The following is an 18,836-nucleotide window of genomic DNA, read 5'->3' as shown; positions in this document are numbered from 1 at the left end:
GACCTGGCAAGCCCTGGCGGCGACAATCTCATAACTCCGGCTCTTCCATTAAAAGCCCCTGCACGAAGTCGAACAGGCCATGGCGGCGGTCGCGGCGGATGCGTTCGGCACCGATGATGTTGCTCACCGCGTGGAAGGCATTGTCGAGGTCGTCATTGACGATGACGTAATCGTACTCCCGCCAATGCTCGATCTCGGCGCGCGAATTCAGGAGCCGCGTGCGGATCACCTCCTCGGTGTCTTCGGCGCGGCGGTGCAGGCGCGACTGCAACTCCGTCATGGTCGGCGGCAGCACGAAAATCGATACGACATCCGCCTTCATCTTCTCCTGGAGCTGGCGCGCTCCCTGCCAATCGATGTCGAACAGCATGTCGCGGCCTTCCGCCATGGCGGCCTCGACCGGCTCGCGCGGCGTGCCATAGAAATTGCCGTGCACCTCGGCCCATTCGAGCAGCGAATCGGAATCCCTCAGCCGCTCGAACTCCCGGGTGCTGATAAAGTGGTAATGCTTGCCGGCGATCTCGCTCGGGCGGCGCTGGCGCGTCGTGACGCTGACGGAAATGCCGAGAGTCGAGTCGGATTCGAGCAGGTTGCGGGCAATCGTCGACTTGCCGGCGCCGGAGGGCGACGAAAGGACGAGCATCAGCCCGCGCCGGGCGATCTTCACGGGCGAGGATGGCTTGCCCTTGGACGACGGTGCCGGGCTCATGGCCTACTCCAGATTCTGGACCTGTTCACGGAACTGGTCGATGACGACTTTCAACTCGATACCGGCTGCGGTTACAGCAGCAGAATTCGATTTGGAACAGATCGTATTCGATTCCCGGTTAAATTCCTGTGCAAGAAAATCGAGCCTGCGCCCCACCGGCCCGCCCTTGTCGATGAGTTCGCCGGCCGCGGCGACATGCGCCTTCAGCCGGTCGATTTCCTCACGCAGATCTGCCTTGGTAGCGAGAAGAGCCGCTTCCGCATGCAGCCGGTCGCGGTCGAGCGTCGGCGCCTCCTGCAGAAGTGCCGAAAGCTGCATGGAAAGCCGCTTGGCGATCTCTTCCGACGTGCGGGAAGGATCGGCTTCCACGGCCCTGGTCAGTTCCGCAATCCGGGCGACATGTCCCTTCAGCACATCGGCGAGGACCGCCCCTTCCCCCCCGCGCATGCGCGCAAGACGACCGATCGCCTCGTCGAGGCCGGCGAGGATCGCGGCGTCACGGGCAGCAAGTGCCTCCTCACCCTCTTCCGGCTCCCTGATGTCGACTAGCCCGCGGATGCCGAGCAGCGTATCAAGTTTCAAGGGCGACGGATCGATGAGATCTCCGAGTTCCTCGCGCAATGCCAGCACTGCCGCCAATGCATCGCGGTTCAGCACCGCCTCCAGCTGGGTTTCGGCGATGGTCAGGTTGAGGGACGCCTGCAGATTGCCGCGAGAGAATTTTTCCGAGATCAGCCGGCGCACCTCCGGCTCCAGCCGTTCGAGGCCCGGCGGCAGGCGGAGCCGGATATCCAGGCCTTTGCCATTCACGGAGCGCAGTTCCCATGCAAAGCGGTTGCGCCCGCTCGATCCTTCGCTGCGAGCAAAACCAGTCATGGACTGCAAGGTCATTGACGTCTCCAGATAATGCTCAGGCCACGATCTGCGGCCTGAAAACAAGCGGTCAGTTGCTCTTCGGCGGCTTTTCCGCTTCCTCGCCGTCCGGCTGGCCGTCCACGGCGATGTCGGGGTTGGCCGCGCGCTCGGCTTCCACCTTTCGCCAACGACGGACATTGGCATTGTGTTCCTCCAGCGTCGCAGCGAAGACATGGCCGCCGGTGCCGTCGGCTACGAAATAAAGGTCGTTGGTGCGCCAGGGGTTGGCGACTGCTTCCAACGCAGCACGGCCGGGATTGGAAATCGGCGTCGGCGGAAGGCCCTTGATCTGGTAGGTATTATAGGGCGTCGGCTTGGCAAGGTCCGACTTGAAGATCGGCCGGTCGGACGGCTTCCCTTCGCCGCCGAAAAGTCCGTAGACGATGGTCGGGTCCGATTGCAGGCGCATGCCCTTCTGCAGCCGGTTGATGAAAACGGATGCGACATGAGCGCGCTCGTCTTCCTTGCCCGTCTCCTTCTCGACGATCGAGGCGAGCACGACGAACTCTTCTTTCGTCTTGATCGGCAGGTCCAGATCGCGCTTTTCCCAGATCTGGTCGATCATCTTCTCTTGCGCCACGCGCATCTGCTGGATGATATCGGCCCGCTTGCTGCCGCGCGAGAACTTGTAGGTATCGGGGCGCAGGCTGCCCTCCGGCGGCAGTTCGGCCGGCAGATCGCCTTCCAGCACCGGATCTTCCGCCAGCCGCAGCATCATCTGCCGGACCGTCAGGCCCTCCGGCAGCACGACGGAATAAAGGATCGACTTGCCCGATTCCAGGACGCCCATGATGTCCTTCATGGACGCATGCGCCTTGATCTCGTATTCGCCTGCCTTCAGCGTCTCGCCACTGCGCAGATAGGTGGCCGTTACGTAGCGGAAGATGCGGGCATCGGAGACGATGCCGTTGCGCTCGAGATTGGTGGCGATCTCGGCCAAACCTGCGCCGGGACGAACCATGAAATGCGTGTTCGCCTCCAGCGGGCCGGGCTCCTGGAAGGCCGAAATCATGTAGTAGAAGCCGGCGACTGCAGCCACGCAGATGACCACCACCATCGTCATCACGAAATTCAAAAAGATGACGAGCTGGCTGCGCGCCTTCTTGGACCGGCGCGGCGGCTCGGGCACGCGCTCCGGCTTCAGGGCTTCATTCGGCGATTTCGGAATGATCGGCCCCCTGCCATTGCCGGGAGGCTGTTCATTGACATGATTCGTATCGCTCAACCGCGCCCCCCAAGAGACTCAAACACGTTCGACCGCTGTTTGGCCAAGCAATGCGGCAAAAAACAGGTCCAGAAGATGATACGAGCCGGACCCGAAAGTCCAGCCGCATTAAAAGCAGCGCTTCGACTACGCGTCGTAACGGCGCAGCACGAGGGAGGCGTTCGTGCCACCAAAGCCGAAGGAATTCGACAGCGCCACATTGATCTCGCGCTTGCGCGCCTTGTGCGGCACGAGGTCGATCGCCGTCTCGACATCGGGATTGTCGAGGTTGAGCGTCGGCGGCGCGATATTGTCGCGGATCGCCAGCGTCGAGAAGATCGCCTCGACGGCGCCGGCAGCCCCCAGAAGGTGGCCGATCGCCGATTTCGTGGATGACATGGAGATCTTCGACGCCGCATTGCCGACGAGCCGTTCGACCGCGCCAAGCTCGATCGTGTCGGCCATGGTCGACGTGCCATGGGCATTGATGTAATCCACGTCCGATGCCGAAATACCGGCCCGCTTCAGGGCCGAGGTCATGCAGCGATAGGCCCCGTCGCCGTCTTCCGACGGCGCGGTGATATGGAAAGCGTCGCCGGAAAGCCCGTAACCGACGATTTCGGCATAGATCTTGGCGCCGCGCGCCTTGGCATGTTCCAGCTCTTCCAGGACGACGATGCCGGCGCCCTCGCCCATGACGAACCCGTCACGGTCGCGGTCATAAGGGCGCGAGGCCTTCTCAGGATCGTCGTTGTGCTTGGTGGACAGCGCCTTGCAGGCCGCGAAGCCCGCGAGCGAAATGCGGCAGATCGGTGATTCCGCGCCGCCTGCGACCATCACGTCGGCATCGCCGAGCATGATCAGCCGGGCCGCGTCGCCGATCGCATGTGCGCCGGTCGAACAGGCCGTGACGACGGCATGGTTCGGGCCGCGCAGCTTGTGGCGGATCGACACCTGGCCGGAGACGAGGTTGATCAGGCGGCCGGGGATGAAGAAGGGCGAAATACGGCGCGGGCCCTTGTCGCGCAGCGTGTAGCCGGCTTCCACGATGCCTTCGAGGCCGCCGATGCCGGAACCGATCAACACGCCCGTGGCGATCTGATCTTCGTCCGTCTGAGGATGCCAGCCGGCATCTTTAAGCGCCATGTCGGCGGCAGCCATGCCGTAAATGATGAAGGGATCGACCTTGCGCTGTTCCTTCGGCTCCATCCAGTCGTCGGGATTGAAGGTGCCATCGGAGCCATCGCCTGTCGGAATACGACAAGCGACCTTGGCGGGAAGGTCCTCGACTTCGAACTCGGTCACGAGACGGGCAGCGTTCTGGCTGGCAAGCAACCGCTGCCAGCTCACTTCCGTTCCGCACCCAAGAGGAGATACCATGCCGGTACCGGTGATAACGACACGTCTCATCGCCAGCGTTCCACCCTGAATTTTCATGTTCCAGGGGCAAGCCCCCAGTTGCTGAAACGGCCCGTGCGAGCGGGCCGTTGTCGGGATTTGCCTTGCGGCTTTATCCCTAGTCTATCGGATCGATCAGGCCTGGGCCTTCTCGATGAACTTCACGGCATCGCCGACGGTCAGAATGGAATCAGCAGCGTCATCCGGGATTTCGACGCCGAATTCTTCCTCGAAAGCCATGACCAGTTCGACGGTGTCGAGCGAGTCTGCGCCAAGATCGTCGATGAAGCTTGCGCCTTCAACAACCTTGTCGGCATCGACGCCGAGATGGTCAATAACAATTTTCTTCACGCGTTCTGCGATATCGCTCATGTCGGTTTCCTCGACCTTTGTCTTATCGGATGCCCGCTTGGCATCCGCATCCTGTTAAAGCCTGCAATCGCCGCCTTCGCAAGGCCGATGCCGGCAAACCTGTTCGCCCCTCGTCAGGCTCCAATCATGTCTTGCTCACGCAATATGAAGGCCTGCATTTCAGGGTGACTTCTCACAGTCATGGCCCGCTTAACACGGTTTGACTGTTCCGCAAAGCCAGAATTTGTTCCATTCCACCGCCGCCAACAACCGATTGCAACGGAATTTTGGAACCTTCCCGGCTCGGCTCAGATCATCGCCATGCCGCCGTTGACATGGATCGTCTGGCCCGTGACGTAACCCGCCTCGTCGGAAGCGAGATAAAGCACCGCCGCGGCGATGTCCGAACCCGCACCCATGCGCTTCATCGGGATCGCGCCGAGGATCGCTTCCTTCTGCTTGTCGTTGAGCTTGCCGGTCATGGCGCTCTCGATGAAGCCCGGTGCGACGCAGTTGACAGTCACGTTGCGGGTGGCGATCTCCTGTGCCAGCGATTTGGAAAAGCCGATCATGCCGGCCTTGGAGGCGCAGTAGTTCGCCTGGCCCGGATTGCCGGTAACGCCGACGACGGAGGTGATGTTGATGATGCGGCCATGGCGGCGGCGCATCATCGGATGGGTGAGTTCGCGGGTCAGGCGGAAGACCGCCGTCAGGTTCACCTCGAGTACCGAATCCCAATCCTCGTCGCTCATCCGCACGAAGAGGCCGTCCTTGGTGATACCGGCATTGTTGACGAGAATGTCGACCCCGCCGAGTTCGGCTTCGGCCTTCTCGCCGAGCGCCTTTACCTCGGCGCGGTCGGAAAGGTTGGCCGGGAAAATCTTGACGCGGTCACCGAGTTCGGCGGCCAGCGCCTCCAGCTTTTCGACACGCGTGCCGTGCAGGCCGACCACGGCGCCCTGCTTGTGCAGCATGCGGGCGATCTCTTCGCCGAGGCCGCCGGTTGCGCCCGTCACCAATGCCTTGCGGCCGGTCAAATCAAACATGGTGGTGTTCCTCTTTTTTGGAGCGAATAGCCAGTAGCGAATAGCGAATAGTTTTTCATCGCATCATCGCCATCTCTTTACTATTCGCCACTCCCTATTCGTTATTCGCTTTTCCCAATCAGCCGAGGATAGCGGCGAGCGCCGCGTCGATATCGGCTGGCGTATTGATGGCAATGCCGGAAATATTCTTGTCGATGCGGCGGGCAAGGCCGGTCAGCACTTTTCCCGAACCGATCTCGTAAAGCGTCGTGACACCATTGGCGGAGAACCACTCCACCGTCTCGCGCCAGCGCACCTGGCCGGTCACCTGGGTGACGAGCAGCTTGGCGATCTCGTCTGCATCGTAGACGGGTGCCGCGCGGACATTGGCGACGACCGGTACGACCGGGTTCTTCTTTTCCACCCTGTCCAGCGCATGGCGCATGGCATCGGCGGCCGGTGCCATCAGGTCGCTGTGGAACGGCGCGGAGACCGGCAGCATGATGGCGCGCTTGGCACCCTTTTCGGTCGCGAGCGCCGCCGCCTTCTCGACGGCCGCCTTCGAACCGGAAATCACGAGCTGACCGCCGCCGTTGTCGTTGGCGATCTGGCAGACCCCGGCATCACGCGCATCGGCGCAGGCGGCTTCCACATCGCCATGCTCCAGACCAAGGATTGCCGCCATGGCGCCCTGCCCTACCGGCACCGCCGTCTGCATGGCGTCGCCACGGATGCGGAGCAGCCTGGCGGTATCGGCAAGCGAGAAGGTGCCCGCCGCGCAGAGCGCGGAATATTCGCCGAGCGAATGGCCGGCCACATAGGCAACCTTTTCGACAAGGTTCAACCCACGCGCTTCCATGACGCGGATCGCAGCCATCGAAACGGCCATCAGCGCCGGCTGCGCGTTGGCCGTCAGCGTCAGCGTCTCTTCCGGCCCGTTCCACATGATATCGGAGAGCTTCTGGCCGAGCGCATCGTCGACCACCTGGAAAACCGCGCGGGCTTCGGGATAAGCGTCCGCCAACTCCTTGCCCATGCCGACGGACTGGCTGCCCTGACCGGGGAATGTGAATGCGATGCTCGCTGAAGTGCCCATGGGGATGATTTCCTTCCCTTATGTTTGCCTCTCCATTCACATTTGGGCTTCCTGAGTCAAGGGCAAGGCCAATCTCGAAGGTTCCCGAGGCCCGGTTGTCCCCCTTGCGCTATGTCAAATCCCGCTTAAAGTCCGGCCGACCTTCCAAGATCAGGATTCCTTTCATGAAATATAAGAGACTGGGCCGTACGGATATCACCGTGTCCGAAATCTGCCTCGGCACCATGACCTGGGGCACGCAGAATACGGAAGCGGAAGCCCATGAGCAGATGGATCATGCGTTCGACCAGGGCGTGAATTTCTTCGATACGGCCGAACTCTACCCGACGACGCCGGTCAGCATCGAAACCTACGGCCGTACGGAAGAAATCATCGGGACCTGGCTCGGGAAGAGCGGTAAGCGCAAGGACATCATCCTCGCCTCCAAGATCGCCGGAAGCGGCCGGCCGCATATCCGCGGCGGCCGCGATATCTCGGCCGCGACGATCCGCGAGGCGCTCGATGCCAGCCTGAGACGCCTGCAGACCGACTATCTCGACCTCTACCAGATCCACTGGCCGAACCGCGGCACCTATCATTTTCGCAATCTATGGTCCTTCGACGCCTTCGCTCAGGATCGGGAGAAGGCGGCGGTCGAGATCGCCGAAATCCTCGAGACACTCGGCGATCTGGTGAAGGCGGGCAAGATCCGCGCGATCGGCCTTTCCAACGAAAGCGCCTGGGGTACGCTGAAATACCTCAGGCTTTCGGACGAAAAGAGCCTGCCGCGCGTCGCCTCGATCCAGAACGAATATAGCCTGCTCTACCGCCAGTTCGATACCGACCTTGCGGAAGTCGCACATCACGAGAATGTCGGGCTGATGGCGTATTCGCCGCTCGCCGCCGGCATCCTCACCGGCAAATACCGGAACGGCGCACGCCCTGCGGGCTCCCGCGCCACGATCAATACGGACCTCGGCGGCCGCCTGCAGCCGATGCAGGAGCCGGCCGTGGAAGCCTATGCGAAGGTCGCGGAAAAACACGGGCTCGACATGGCGCAGATGGCGCTCGCCTTCTGCCTCTCGCGCCCCTTCATGGCCTCGGTCATCATCGGCGCAACCTCGATGGCGCAACTGAAGACGGATATCGGCGCGGCGGAAGTGAGGCTCTCCGAAGACGTGACGAAGGATATTGCCGGGGTTTATCGGCAATATCCCATGACGCTGTAAGCGGAACAGGCAGACCCGCCTTGCGACGTGGGACGGGTCCGGCTCTCAAAAGCTCGTCGTGAGCCGCGTCAGCCAGTCCGGAGATGCCGCGACGAGCGCCGCCTCGATGGTCTTGTCCACGCCCGTCAGGACGGCGAAGCCGACCACCAGCAGGACCATGCCGAGAAAGCCCTTGGCAATCTTGCCGAAATTCAGCATCCGGTCGCGCCAACGCTGCACGATATCCCTCGACAGCCGTCCGAGCAGAAGAAGCGGGGCTGCCGCGCCAAGTCCGAATGCCGCCATGGTCAGGAAAACCTCACCGAGGTTCTCACCGCGCGCCGCCATCAGCGACGCCGCGCCGAGCGTCGGGCCGACACACGGGCTCCAGACCGCGCCCAGAAGGACCCCGACGAGAAACTGGCCTGTCAAACCCCGGTCGTCAAAGCCGCCGAAGCGGCGCTCCGTCCAGTTGCCCACCGGCCCCGCTGCGGCGGCGAGGCGAACCTGCATAGCCGGGGCCAGGAGGACCACGCCGAACAGGATCATCACCAACGCGCCGATCTGGCGAAAGAACACAAGATCGAGCCCGAGGCCAAAGCCGACAAGCGCCACGAACATGCCGATCACAACGAATGAACCGGCCAGTCCCGAAGCGAGCGCCACCTGGGCGTAACGGTGCTTGCCCGTCGCACTGGCGAGAACGATCGGAACCAGGGGCAGAACGCAGGGCGAGAGGATCGACAGCACACCCGCGAGGGCGGCGAAAACCAGTGATGTGCCCATGGCCTAATTCTTCTTCAATGTGGATCTGAACAGCTTCTCGATCGACTTGGCATCTGTATCTCCAACCGAGCGGGCGGTCTCGCTATCGCCCTTGAAGGCGATGAGCGTCGACTGACTTTGAGCTTTGAAGGATCTGACGACGTCCTTCTGCTTGTCGAAATCGACCCGGAAAATCGTCAGGTCCGAGAAATCGGATGAAGAGGTCAGCTTCTCGATGATCGGCTGCTGCGCCGCGCATGTCGGGCACCAGCTTGCCCAGATATCGACAATGATCGGCGTTCCTGCCTTTTGAGCGGCCTCGAACGATTTCTGGTCGTAGCCTTTCAGCTCAACGGCGCCGGCCGCCGTCGAAACCAGCAGAACGAATGCCGACGCGCTTAAAATCCGCATCGAGCGCACAATATTTCTCATGTTCACCCTCCAATGGTTCAGCCCCGGCTCCGTTGACACTTCAGGTCAAAACGGCAGCCATCCGGACGTCAGCGGAAACCGGTCAGGATGTGGCTTCTGCCTGGCGTCAATCCGGTTACGCATCGCGCGGGGCTCAGGTTACATTTCGCCGAACACAAGGCCGTGATCACATGACGTCACGCAAATCCGCCGCCCGTCGGGAGGCAATTCACCACGCCCCTTGCCATCCGCCCAAAAATCCGTATAAGCGCGCTGTTCGAAACACCCGGTCTTCTGGCTGGTGGCTGAACGGAGGGCAGGTTTCCCGAGGGAAACCGCAGGGACCACAAGGTCCAAGCCTCCCGTGTCTCCGCTCTCGACCGTCTCGATCAAACAACTTTTCTTGCTTGGCTTTTCAGTCTTTCAGGAGCAGTCGTTGAGGCTTAGCCGCCGAGTCCGGGTGATACACAACCGCAAGAAAAGGCAAAGCTTACATGGCTCTTTACGAACACGTATTCCTTGCCCGGCAGGATATGTCGCAGCAGCAGGTTGATGCCCTCGTCGAACAGTACAAGGGCGTCCTCGAAGCTAACGGCGGCAAGGTCGGGCGCGTAGAAAACTGGGGCCTCAAGTCCCTCACCTACCGCATCAAGAAGAACCGCAAGGCTCATTACGCACTGATGGACATCGATGCTCCGGCTGCCGCCGTGCATGAGATGGAGCGCCAGATGCGCATCAACGAAGACGTCCTCCGCTACATGACGATCGCCGTCGACAAGCATGAGGAAGGCCCGTCTGCGATGATGCAGAAGCGTGACCGCGACGACCGTCCGCGCCGCGATGGTGACGACCGTGGCCCGCGCCGCGAATTCGGCGACCGCCCGCCGCGTCGTGAATTCGGCGACCGCCCGCCGCGTGAAGGCGGCTTCGAGCGCGCCCCGCGCCCGCCGCGTGAAGCGTAATCGGCTATAAGGAGAAAACACCATGGCTGACGTATCCTCCTCCCCGGCACGCCGTCCGTTCCACCGCCGCCGCAAGACCTGCCCGTTCTCGGGCGCCAATGCGCCGCGGATCGACTACAAGGACGTGCGCCTGCTGCAGCGCTACATTTCCGAGCGCGGCAAGATCGTTCCGTCCCGCATCACGGCCGTTTCCCAGAAGAAGCAGCGCGAACTCGCCCAGGCGATCAAGCGCGCCCGCTTCCTCGGCCTGCTGCCTTACGTCGTAGCGTAATATGAATTTCCGACCCTCCGGTCCCAAACCGGAGGGTCGGATCTCCCTTCCGCGATGGGCGCGGATCGGAACTCCGACAAATCCCATGTTGGGGATGAAGGACCTGAGACAGAGATTCAGGTCGCCTCCCCTAACTGCTTGAATGGCAGGACAGCGAGACCGTGACGACCAAGAAACAAAGCATATTGCCGATTGGCATCCTTGCCGGCATTGCCGCCGCCCTGCTGGTACTGGGCGCGAATGCACAGTCGTCCTTTGCGTCGCTTCTTTATGCCGCCTCCGCACTTCCCATCCTGATCGCCGGCCTCGGCTGGGGCAATCGCGCCGCCATCGTCGGCATCGTGACGGCAGCCGCGCTCGGCGCCGTCCTGGTTTCGCCGCTCTTTGCGCTCGCCATGGCGATCTTCACCCTGATCCCGGCAGGCTGGCTCAGCCACCTCGCCAACCTGGCGCGCCCGGCCACCGAACTTGGCGGTCCGGACAACCTGATGGCCTGGTATCCGATTTCGGACATCCTGCTGCATCTTTGCGGCCTGGTGACGATCGCCGTCATCGCGCTCGGCGTGGTGATCGGCTACGGCCCGGAACTTACCGGCCAGATGGTCGATGCGATGATGTCGTCCCTGCAGACCCAGGAACCCGCCTTCACGCCCGACGCGGCCAGCCTGGCGCAGACCAAGGCGATGATCGTGCTGATGCTGCCGCTGGTACAGGGTGGCATCTGGGTCATGCTTCTGTTTGCGGCCTTCTATATCGCCGTGCGCATCGTCTCCCGTTCCGGCCGGGCTCTGCGCCCCCGCGAGGACATGCCCTCCGCGCTTCGCATGAACCGCCATGCGATCTTCATCTTCCTCGCCGGCATCGTGCTCACCTTCGTGGGCGGTGTTCCGGCGATGATCGGCGCCGTGATCTGCGGCACGTTCGGCGCCGGCTTCCTGATGGCAGGCTTCGCCTCGATCCATTTCCGCAGCCAGGGCAAGGACTGGCGGCTGCCGGTCCTCGTCCTCTGCTACCTATCTTCCATGCTTCTCCTGCCGGCAATCATCGTCCTCGTGCTCGGCCTGTCCGACACGCGGCGGACGATCGCGCTCACGCCGGCAAGAGGCCCGATCAATCCCGACGAAAACAAGAATTGAGACCTAGAAAGGAAACCAAACATGCAAGTCATCCTGCTTGAACGTGTACCGAAGCTCGGCCAGATGGGCGAAGTCGTGAAGGTTCGCGACGGTTACGCCCGTAACTTCCTGCTGCCGCAGGGCAAGGCGCTGCGCGCCAATGACGCCAACAAGAAGCGTTTCGAATCCGAGCGCGCCACGCTCGAAGCCCGCAACCTGGAGCGCAAGGGTGAAGCCCAGAAGGTTGCCGAAGTGCTCGACGGCAAGTCTTTCATCATCGTCCGCGCCGCCGGCGAAACCGGCCAGCTCTATGGTTCTGTCGCTGCCCGCGACATCATCGATGCACTTGCCGCCGAAGGCTTCAACATCGGCCGCAACCAGCTCGATCTCAACCACCCGATCAAGGCGATCGGCCTGCACAAGGTCACGCTGCACCTGCATTCGGAAGTCGAGATCGCCGTCGAAGTGAACGTCGCCCGTTCGCCGGAAGAAGCAGGGCGCCAGGCCAAGGGTGAGAGCCTTACCTCCGTCGACGCCATCTACGGCGTCGATGAGGATGCACTGCGTCCGGAAGATTTCTTCGATCCGGATGCCGACCGCGAAGAAGGCGAAGAAGCCTGATCGCATTTCGGATCGCAGGTTTCTCAGGCCCTCGGCTCACGCCGGGGGCTTTTTTATCGAAGCTCTACGAGACTTCGGCAAGCCAGGCAGCATGAGTAGCCATGCCGGCCGTCATGGCCCCCTGCGCAAAGCAGGAAGACGTGAACGACAGCCGGAAGTGGTTGACATGCAAGCCTGACTTTCTTCATGGTGACCGAAACAAGAGAAAGGGAGAAACAATGACCATCAGAAAGAACCTCCTCGCGATCGGCGCCATGATCGGCCTCGCGGCTGCAGGCATCGGCTTCGCGGCAGCTCAATCACCGGCCTTTTTCCGGATCGGCACGGGCGGCACGGCCGGCACCTACTATCCGATCGGCGGCCTCATCGCCAACGCGATTTCGGGCGCCGGCGACAAGGGCGTCCAGGGCCTCGTGGCGACAGCCGTCGCCTCCAACGGCTCCGTCGCAAACATCAACGCCATTCAGGGCGGTTCGATGGAATCGGGCTTCTCCCAGTCGGACGTCGCCTACTGGGCCCATAGCGGCACCGGCCTCTACGAGGGCAAGGGCAAGGTGGAGGACCTGCGCCTGATCGCGACGCTCTACCCGGAAACCATCCATCTCGTCGCCCGCAAGGACGCCGGCATCAAGTCCGTCGCCGATCTCAAGGGCAAGCGTGTCTCGATCGACGAACCCGGCTCGGGCACGATCGTCGATGCCCGCATCGTGCTCGCAGCCTATGGCCTCAGCGAAAGCGATATCAAGGCCGAGCACATGAAGCCCGGTCCAGCCGGCGAGCGCCTGCGCGACGGCGGCCTCGACGCCTATTTCTTCGTCGGCGGCTATCCGACCGGAGCGATTTCCGAACTCGCCACCTCGGCCGGCATTTCGCTCGTGCCGATCACCGGTCCGGAAGCGGACAAGATGCTTTCGGAATACAAGTTCTTCTCGAAGGATACCGTCCCCGCAGACACCTATCAGGGGGTCGGCGAAACCCCGACGATCTCGGTCGCGGCCCAGTGGGTCACCAGCGCCAAGCAGCCTGACGATCTCGTCTACAACATCACCAAGGTGATGTGGAACGATGCGACGCGCGCTGCACTCGACGCCGGCCACGCGAAGGGCAAGATGATCACGCTGCAGAATGCCGTTACCAGCCTCGGCATTCCGCTGCATCCGGGCGCCGAGCGCTTCTACAAGGAAGCCGGCGTCCTCAAGTAAGGACGATATCTCTCCTTGACTGGAATGGCGGCGGTCGGCAGCAGGCGGACCGCCGTTTTCCGTCTGGAACAAGATAAATATATCAAGGGAAAAACGACATGGCGGCGGACGACGAGGGCAAGATTGCTCCCCTGGAACTGGACGAGGCGAAGGCGCGCGAACTGGAGGAGAAGTTCGACTCGGAGATCCGCTTCCGGCCGCTCTCGCCGATGGCCGCTCGCCTGGTGGGCGTGCTGCTGGTGACGCTCTCCATTTTTCACTATTATACCGCCGGTTTCGGCCTGCTTTCGGAAGTCGTGCATCGCGGCATCCACCTCTCCTTTGTGCTCGGGCTGATCTTCCTCGTGTTCCCGTTCACGCGGCGCGGATACGACCAGCCGGCGCAATCGAGCCTCGTCCGCCCGCTGGGGATTTCGCTGATCGATTGGGCGCTGGCGGTCGGCGCGGTGGTCGCCGTGCTGCATGTCCCCTTCATTCCGCTGGATGACCTCGCCTTCCGCGTCGGCAACCCGACGACGACCGACGTGGTGCTCGGCGGCATCCTGGTTCTGGTGCTGCTGGAGGCGACCCGCCGTTCCGTCGGCTGGCCGCTGCCGATCATCGCCCTTCTCTTCATGGCCTATTCCATCTGGGGACCGTCGATGCCCGGCATCCTGGTGCATCCGGGCGCCACGTTCTCGCAGCTCATCAACCATCTCTATCTCACGACGCAGGGCATCTACGGCATCGCGCTCGGGGTCGTCGCGACTTATGTCTTCCATTTCGTGCTGTTCGGCGTCTTCGCGACCCGCATCGGGCTTGGCCAGCTCTTTCTCGATTGCGCCGCCTGGGTCGCCGGGCGTTATGCCGGCGGGCCTGCCAAGGTGTCGATCTTCGGCTCGGCGCTGTTCGGCATGATCTCCGGCTCGTCCGTCGCCAATACCGTCACGGTCGGATCGCTGACGATCCCGGCGATGATCCGGCTCGGCTACAAGCGGACCTTTGCGGCGGCGGTGGAATCGGCATCCTCGACGGGCGGGCAGATCACGCCGCCGATCATGGGCGCGGCCGCCTTCCTGATGATCGAATTCCTGAACCTGCCCTACACGACCATTATTCTTGCCGCGATCGTGCCGGCCTTCATGCATTTCTTCGGCGTGCTGATCCAGGTGCATTTCGAGGCCAAGCGCAACGGACTGCGCGGCATGACGCGCGAGGAACTGCCTGATCTCAAGGAGGCATTCAAGCGCGACTGGCCGACCGTCATTCCGCTCGTCGTGCTGATCGGCGTGCTGCTTTCCGGCTATACGCCCTATCTCGCGGCCTTCTGGGGCATCACGCTCTGCGTCGCCGTCGGCCTCCTCAACCCGCGCCGGCGCATGTCCTTCACGGAAGTGTTCGAAGGCTTGCGCGACGGCGCCAAATATGCGCTCGCGGTCGGTGCCGCCGCAGCGACTGTCGGCATCATCGTCGGCGTCGTGACGCTGACCGGCGTCGGCTTCAAGATCTCCTACATCGTCACCTCGACCGCCGCGCAGATGGCTACCTTCGTCGGTACACTCGTGCCGGCCGCCTGGTTCGGGCCGCAGACGCTGACGCTGCTCTTCACGCTCATCATGACCGGTGTCGTCTGCATCCTCATGGGCTGCGGCATCCCGACGACGGCGAACTACATCATCATGGCGACGATCGCCGCCCCGACGCTCGGACTTCTCGGGGTCGAGCCGATCGTCGCGCATTTCTTCGTCTTCTATTACGGCGTGCTTGCCGACATCACGCCGCCCGTGGCGCTCGCGGCCTACGCGGCGGCGGGCATGGCGGGCGCCGATCCGTTCAAGACCGGCAACACGGCCTTCCGGCTGGGGCTCGGCAAGGTTCTGGTGCCGTTCGTCTTCGTCTTCTCTCCGTCGCTGCTGCTGGTCACCGCGAATTTCACCTGGAGCAACTTCCTCATCGCCTTCATCGGCTGTGTGCTCGGCATCACCTGCCTCGCTTCGGCGCTTTCGGGATGGCTGCTCGTCAGGACGGCAGCCTGGGAGCGGCTGCTTCTCGTCATCGCGGCAGTCCTTCTCGTGGTGCCGGAACTAATGTCGTCGCTGATCGGATTGGCGTTGATCGTTCCCGTGCTTCTTCACCAGTTCGCCGGCCATCGCATGCAACCCGCCTTGTAGCGAATCTGCAGAAGACTTATTCTTCATGGCCGTGGCAAAGGGTTGAACAGTTTTGCCACGGTCAAATCATCTTGTTCGGTTCGGTGCGTTTTATCCACAAGCTCAAGCGATGACTGTGGAGATCGATGGATTCTGAAGATTCTGCCGGGATCGCCCGTCCATCGTCTGCAAAGTGCTGTAGGATCGCGCCCGATTCAAAAAATACATGATTGGAAGACATGCAGGACGTCGCACGCAAGCTGACAGCGCTCAGCAACAAGGATGCGGAACCCCATTACCGCGAAGCTCCGAACAATATCGAAGCCGAACAGGCGCTTTTGGGCGCGATCCTGGTCAATAACGACGCCTATTATCGCGTCTCGGATTTTCTGAAGCCCGTCCACCTCCACGAGCCCCTGCACCGTAAGATCTTCGAGGTGGCAGGCGACATCATCCGCATGGGCAAGACCGCCAATCCGGTGACGATCAAGACCTTCCTGCCGGCAGAGGAGAAGGTCGGCGACTTGACCGTGGCGCAATACCTCGCCCGTCTCGCGGCCGAAGCCGTGTCGATCATCAATGCCGAGGACTACGGCCGAGCGATCTACGATCTGGCGCTCAGGCGCGCGCTGATCACCATCGGCGAGGACATGGTGAACATCGCCTATGACGCGCCGCTCGACATGCCGCCGCAGACGCAGATCGAGGATACCGAGCGCCGCCTCTTCGAGCTTGCCGAGAACGGCCGCTACGACGGCGGCTTCCAGTCCTTCAACGACGCGGTGGCGCTGGCGATCGACATGGCGGGTGCCGCCTTCGAGCGCGACGGGCATCTCTCCGGCATTTCGACCGGCATCATGTCGCTCGATGCCAAGATGGGCGGGCTGCAGCGCTCAGACTTGATCGTTCTCGCTGGGCGTCCCGGCATGGGCAAGACCTCGCTCGCCACCAACATCGCCTACAATATCGCCGCCGCGTACGAGCCCGAGGTCATGCCGGACGGAACGTTCAAGGCGAAGAATGGCGGCGTCGTCGGCTTTTATTCGCTCGAAATGTCGGCCGAACAGCTCGCAACCCGTATCATCTCCGAGCAGACGGAAGTCTCGTCGTCGAAAATCCGCCGTGGTGACATTACCGAGGCCGATTTCGAAAAGCTCGTCGCCTGCAGCCAGATGATGCAGAAGGTGCCGCTCTTCATCGACCAGACCGGTGGTATCTCGATCGCCCAGCTGTCTGCCCGCGCCCGCCGCCTGAAGCGCCAGCGCGGCCTCGATTGCCTTGTGGTGGACTATATCCAGCTCATGACCGGCGCCGGAAAATCCGGCGACAACCGCGTGCAGGAAATCACCCAGATCACCACCGGCCTCAAGGCGCTCGGCAAGGAACTGAACGTGCCGATCATCGCGCTGTCGCAGCTCTCGCGTCAGGTCGAAAGCCGTGACGACAAGCGCCCGCAGCTCTCCGACCTTCGCGAATCCGGCTCGATCGAGCAGGACGCCGACGTGGTGCTCTTCGTGTTCCGCGAGGAATACTACGTCAAGAACATGGAACCACGCGATCCGGCCGATCCGAAATATCCGGAATGGGAAGCCCATATGGACAAGGTGAAGGGCACGGCGGACGTCATCATCGCCAAGCAGCGCCACGGACCCACCGGCACCGTCAAGCTCGCCTTCCAGTCGGAATACACCCGCTTCGCCGATCTGGCCGACCCGAGCTTCACCCAGTACGAAGAGCATTGATCGGGTTCGGCGCTCTACCCCGCCTGGGCTGCATTGTGTAGCAAAAGCCAGCAGACCGAAGCTCAACCCAAGACACATCCGCAAGGATTGCCGGGATAGGGAAACTGCAGGAAGCCCAAGCAGATCGTCCCGGGGAGCAGGCGTCCAGGCATCAAGGTTCTATCACGGGAATTCCCGTGGTATAATGCGTCATTGCGGACATCATCCGCCATGGCCTCCGCGCCAGAGACTTGTCCGATGAGCGAAGTGGACGTGCTTTTTGCAGCCCTGCGACAGGCGGCTGACCCGCAGGCGGTTGAGTGTATCGAGCAAGTGGTCATGCATGGCTCGGATCGCGATCTCAACCGCATCAATGTGTTTGCCTTCGCCGACACCCATCATCTCGATGAAGAAAAAACGATCGCGGCGTTTCTCCATGCGGCGCGCATAGGCACATTCGAGATGACCTGGAATGTCCTCTGCCCTGGATGCGGCGGCGTCCTTGAAACCGGCGCCAACTTGAAAGCGGTCGATCGGGGAACGTACCATTGCGCGCTCTGCGCGGCCGGATATGAGCCAACTCTCGACGAGATGGTCGAGGTGACGTTCACGGTCAGCCCGAGAGTGCGCCGCATTGCTGCCCACGAGCCCGACCGCTTGCCTCCGCTTGAATACTACCGTCAGATATTCTTCAGCTCGGGAGTCGACCTGCCCGAGAACCTGGAAGCGAGCTTCGCACGCATTCTACTGGAGATGATCGAGTTGGATCCGGGCGAGAAGGCTTTCGTCTCGCTCCAACTGCCGGCGCAATTCGTCATCATCTTCGATGCCGTCACACATTCGGCGCAGTTCATCGACGTGAAGGGTGAGCCAACCGACGAACGTCAGAACCTCTCAATGTTCATCAGTCGGGATTATGCACCGAACGAAACGCTTACCCTCCGTCCCGGCTTACTGCGGCTCACGATCGAGAATCACACCGACCGCAGAGTGCTCCCCAATGTCTGCATCGCCGGAGAGCAGCTGCACGACCTGCTGGGCCGCAGGCGACCGTTCCTGACAGCCAAGCGACTTCTGACAAACCAGAGCTTCCGGGACATCTATCGGACCGACACGCTTGATATCGACCAGCGCCTCAGGATCACCAGCCTGACATTCCTCTTCACCGATTTAAGGGGGTCAACCGCTCTCTACGAGCGCGTCGGAGATCTGGCCGCCTTCGATCTGGTGAGAGCACATTTCAAGGTTCTTCACGAGATCATCGCCACGGAATCCGGAGCGGTGGTCAAGACCATAGGCGACGCCGTGATGGCGACATTCTCGAGCCCGGATCGTGCGGTGGCGTCCGCGCTGCGGATGCGGGAAGCGATGCTTCGGCTGAATGCCGAGCACGGTCGCGAGGACCTTCTCCTGAAAATTGGTATCCATGAGGGGCCATGCCTCGCGGTCAACCTGAACGACCGGCAGGACTATTTCGGCCAGACCGTCAATATCGCCTCCCGCGTACAGGGCCTTGCCGATCCCTATGTGATCCTCACCACGGAGGCCGTCGTCGAAAACGCCCAGGTTTCAGAGATCTTGAGAAACAACGGCATTGCGTCAGTGTTTCGAATGGAGGAACTTCAGGGCGTCGAAAAGGAAGTGAAGATCTTCGCCCTGTCTTGATCTCCGGATCTGCTCGATCGGAGCAGCATGACGGGAATCCCGCGTCCGTTCATGCCTGGTGGCTGCCCAAGGCCAATACGGATGCTCTC

Annotated in this window: 18 protein-coding genes; 9 read left to right on the top strand and 9 right to left on the bottom strand. The window is 62.0% G+C overall.

The window, feature by feature from the left end:
* Nucleotides 1-28 precede the first annotated feature (28 nt).
* The 7 genes from gmk to fabD form a co-directional block, all read right to left on the bottom strand.
* Complete coding sequence (gmk, locus tag ABK249_RS10605; protein ID WP_348862835.1) at nt 29-709, bottom strand: guanylate kinase; 681 nt, start codon at nt 707-709, stop codon at nt 29-31.
* A 3-nt stretch (nt 710-712) separates the two neighbouring features.
* Nucleotides 713-1,600 (bottom strand): YicC/YloC family endoribonuclease, encoded by an 888-nt coding sequence (locus ABK249_RS10600; RefSeq protein ID WP_348862834.1) that lies wholly within the window; start codon nt 1,598-1,600, stop codon nt 713-715.
* A 52-nt stretch (nt 1,601-1,652) separates the two neighbouring features.
* Entirely contained in the window at nt 1,653-2,849 is a 1,197-nt protein-coding gene (mltG, locus tag ABK249_RS10595) for an endolytic transglycosylase MltG (RefSeq protein WP_227702364.1), read from the bottom strand.
* Between the two features lie 126 nt (nt 2,850-2,975).
* Complete coding sequence (gene fabF / locus ABK249_RS10590) at nt 2,976-4,238, bottom strand: beta-ketoacyl-ACP synthase II (RefSeq protein WP_037150526.1); 1,263 nt, start codon at nt 4,236-4,238, stop codon at nt 2,976-2,978.
* Between the two features lie 123 nt (nt 4,239-4,361).
* The gene (locus ABK249_RS10585) at nt 4,362-4,598 is read right to left on the bottom strand and encodes an acyl carrier protein (RefSeq protein ID WP_003502080.1); all 237 of its coding nucleotides are present in this window, start codon (nt 4,596-4,598) and stop codon (nt 4,362-4,364) included.
* Nucleotides 4,599-4,885: 287 nt separating this feature from the next.
* Nucleotides 4,886-5,623, bottom strand: a complete 738-nt coding sequence (gene fabG, locus ABK249_RS10580) for a 3-oxoacyl-[acyl-carrier-protein] reductase (protein WP_037150525.1) — start codon at nt 5,621-5,623, stop codon at nt 4,886-4,888.
* 118 nt (nt 5,624-5,741) lie between these two features.
* Nucleotides 5,742-6,698: an ACP S-malonyltransferase gene (gene fabD / locus ABK249_RS10575; RefSeq protein WP_037150522.1), complete on the bottom strand. Its 957-nt coding sequence runs from the start codon at nt 6,696-6,698 to the stop codon at nt 5,742-5,744.
* Between the two features lie 164 nt (nt 6,699-6,862).
* On the opposite strand from fabD, the gene ABK249_RS10570 reads away from it, so the two are divergent.
* Complete coding sequence (locus ABK249_RS10570; RefSeq protein ID WP_227702362.1) at nt 6,863-7,906, top strand: aldo/keto reductase; 1,044 nt, start codon at nt 6,863-6,865, stop codon at nt 7,904-7,906.
* A 45-nt stretch (nt 7,907-7,951) separates the two neighbouring features.
* On the opposite strand, the gene ABK249_RS10565 is transcribed toward ABK249_RS10570, so the two are convergent.
* On the bottom strand, nt 7,952-8,671 hold the full coding sequence (locus ABK249_RS10565) for a cytochrome c biogenesis CcdA family protein (protein ID WP_037150519.1): 720 nt from the start codon (nt 8,669-8,671) through the stop codon (nt 7,952-7,954).
* Nucleotides 8,672-8,674: 3 nt separating this feature from the next.
* Nucleotides 8,675-9,082 carry a thioredoxin family protein gene (locus ABK249_RS10560; protein ID WP_037150516.1) on the bottom strand — a complete coding sequence of 136 codons (408 nt, stop codon included), beginning with the start codon at nt 9,080-9,082 and terminating at the stop codon, nt 8,675-8,677.
* A 473-nt stretch (nt 9,083-9,555) separates the two neighbouring features.
* Here ABK249_RS10560 and rpsF point away from each other — a divergent pair, with 473 nt between their 5' ends.
* The 8 genes from rpsF to ABK249_RS10520 all read left to right on the top strand — a co-directional run bounded on the left by rpsF (nt 9,556) and on the right by ABK249_RS10520 (nt 18,747).
* A complete protein-coding gene (gene rpsF / locus ABK249_RS10555; protein ID WP_037150513.1) occupies nt 9,556-10,023 on the top strand; it encodes a 30S ribosomal protein S6 in 468 nt (155 codons plus the stop codon).
* A gap of 22 nt (nt 10,024-10,045) precedes the next feature.
* A complete protein-coding gene (gene rpsR, locus ABK249_RS10550) occupies nt 10,046-10,294 on the top strand; it encodes a 30S ribosomal protein S18 (RefSeq protein WP_037150511.1) in 249 nt (82 codons plus the stop codon).
* A 161-nt stretch (nt 10,295-10,455) separates the two neighbouring features.
* Nucleotides 10,456-11,430 (top strand): YybS family protein, encoded by a 975-nt coding sequence (locus ABK249_RS10545; RefSeq protein WP_037150508.1) that lies wholly within the window; start codon nt 10,456-10,458, stop codon nt 11,428-11,430.
* 21 nt (nt 11,431-11,451) lie between these two features.
* Nucleotides 11,452-12,030, top strand: a complete 579-nt coding sequence (gene rplI / locus ABK249_RS10540; RefSeq protein WP_037150506.1) for a 50S ribosomal protein L9 — start codon at nt 11,452-11,454, stop codon at nt 12,028-12,030.
* Nucleotides 12,031-12,248: 218 nt separating this feature from the next.
* Nucleotides 12,249-13,232, top strand: a complete 984-nt coding sequence (locus ABK249_RS10535; RefSeq protein ID WP_415926434.1) for a TAXI family TRAP transporter solute-binding subunit — start codon at nt 12,249-12,251, stop codon at nt 13,230-13,232.
* A gap of 98 nt (nt 13,233-13,330) precedes the next feature.
* Nucleotides 13,331-15,382 (top strand): TRAP transporter permease, encoded by a 2,052-nt coding sequence (locus ABK249_RS10530; RefSeq protein ID WP_348862832.1) that lies wholly within the window; start codon nt 13,331-13,333, stop codon nt 15,380-15,382.
* 218 nt (nt 15,383-15,600) lie between these two features.
* Nucleotides 15,601-17,103 (top strand): replicative DNA helicase, encoded by a 1,503-nt coding sequence (locus ABK249_RS10525; RefSeq protein ID WP_037150500.1) that lies wholly within the window; start codon nt 15,601-15,603, stop codon nt 17,101-17,103.
* A 237-nt stretch (nt 17,104-17,340) separates the two neighbouring features.
* Nucleotides 17,341-18,747, top strand: coding sequence for an adenylate/guanylate cyclase domain-containing protein (locus ABK249_RS10520; RefSeq protein WP_348862831.1), 1,407 nt, complete (start codon nt 17,341-17,343; stop codon nt 18,745-18,747).
* Nucleotides 18,748-18,836: the final 89 nt, after the last annotated feature.

It is taken from the genome of Neorhizobium phenanthreniclasticum (assembly GCF_040066075.1).
GTDB classification, from domain to species: Bacteria; Pseudomonadota; Alphaproteobacteria; order Rhizobiales; family Rhizobiaceae; genus Neorhizobium; species Neorhizobium petrolearium.
This window is presented reverse-complemented; position numbering and strand designations above follow the sequence as displayed.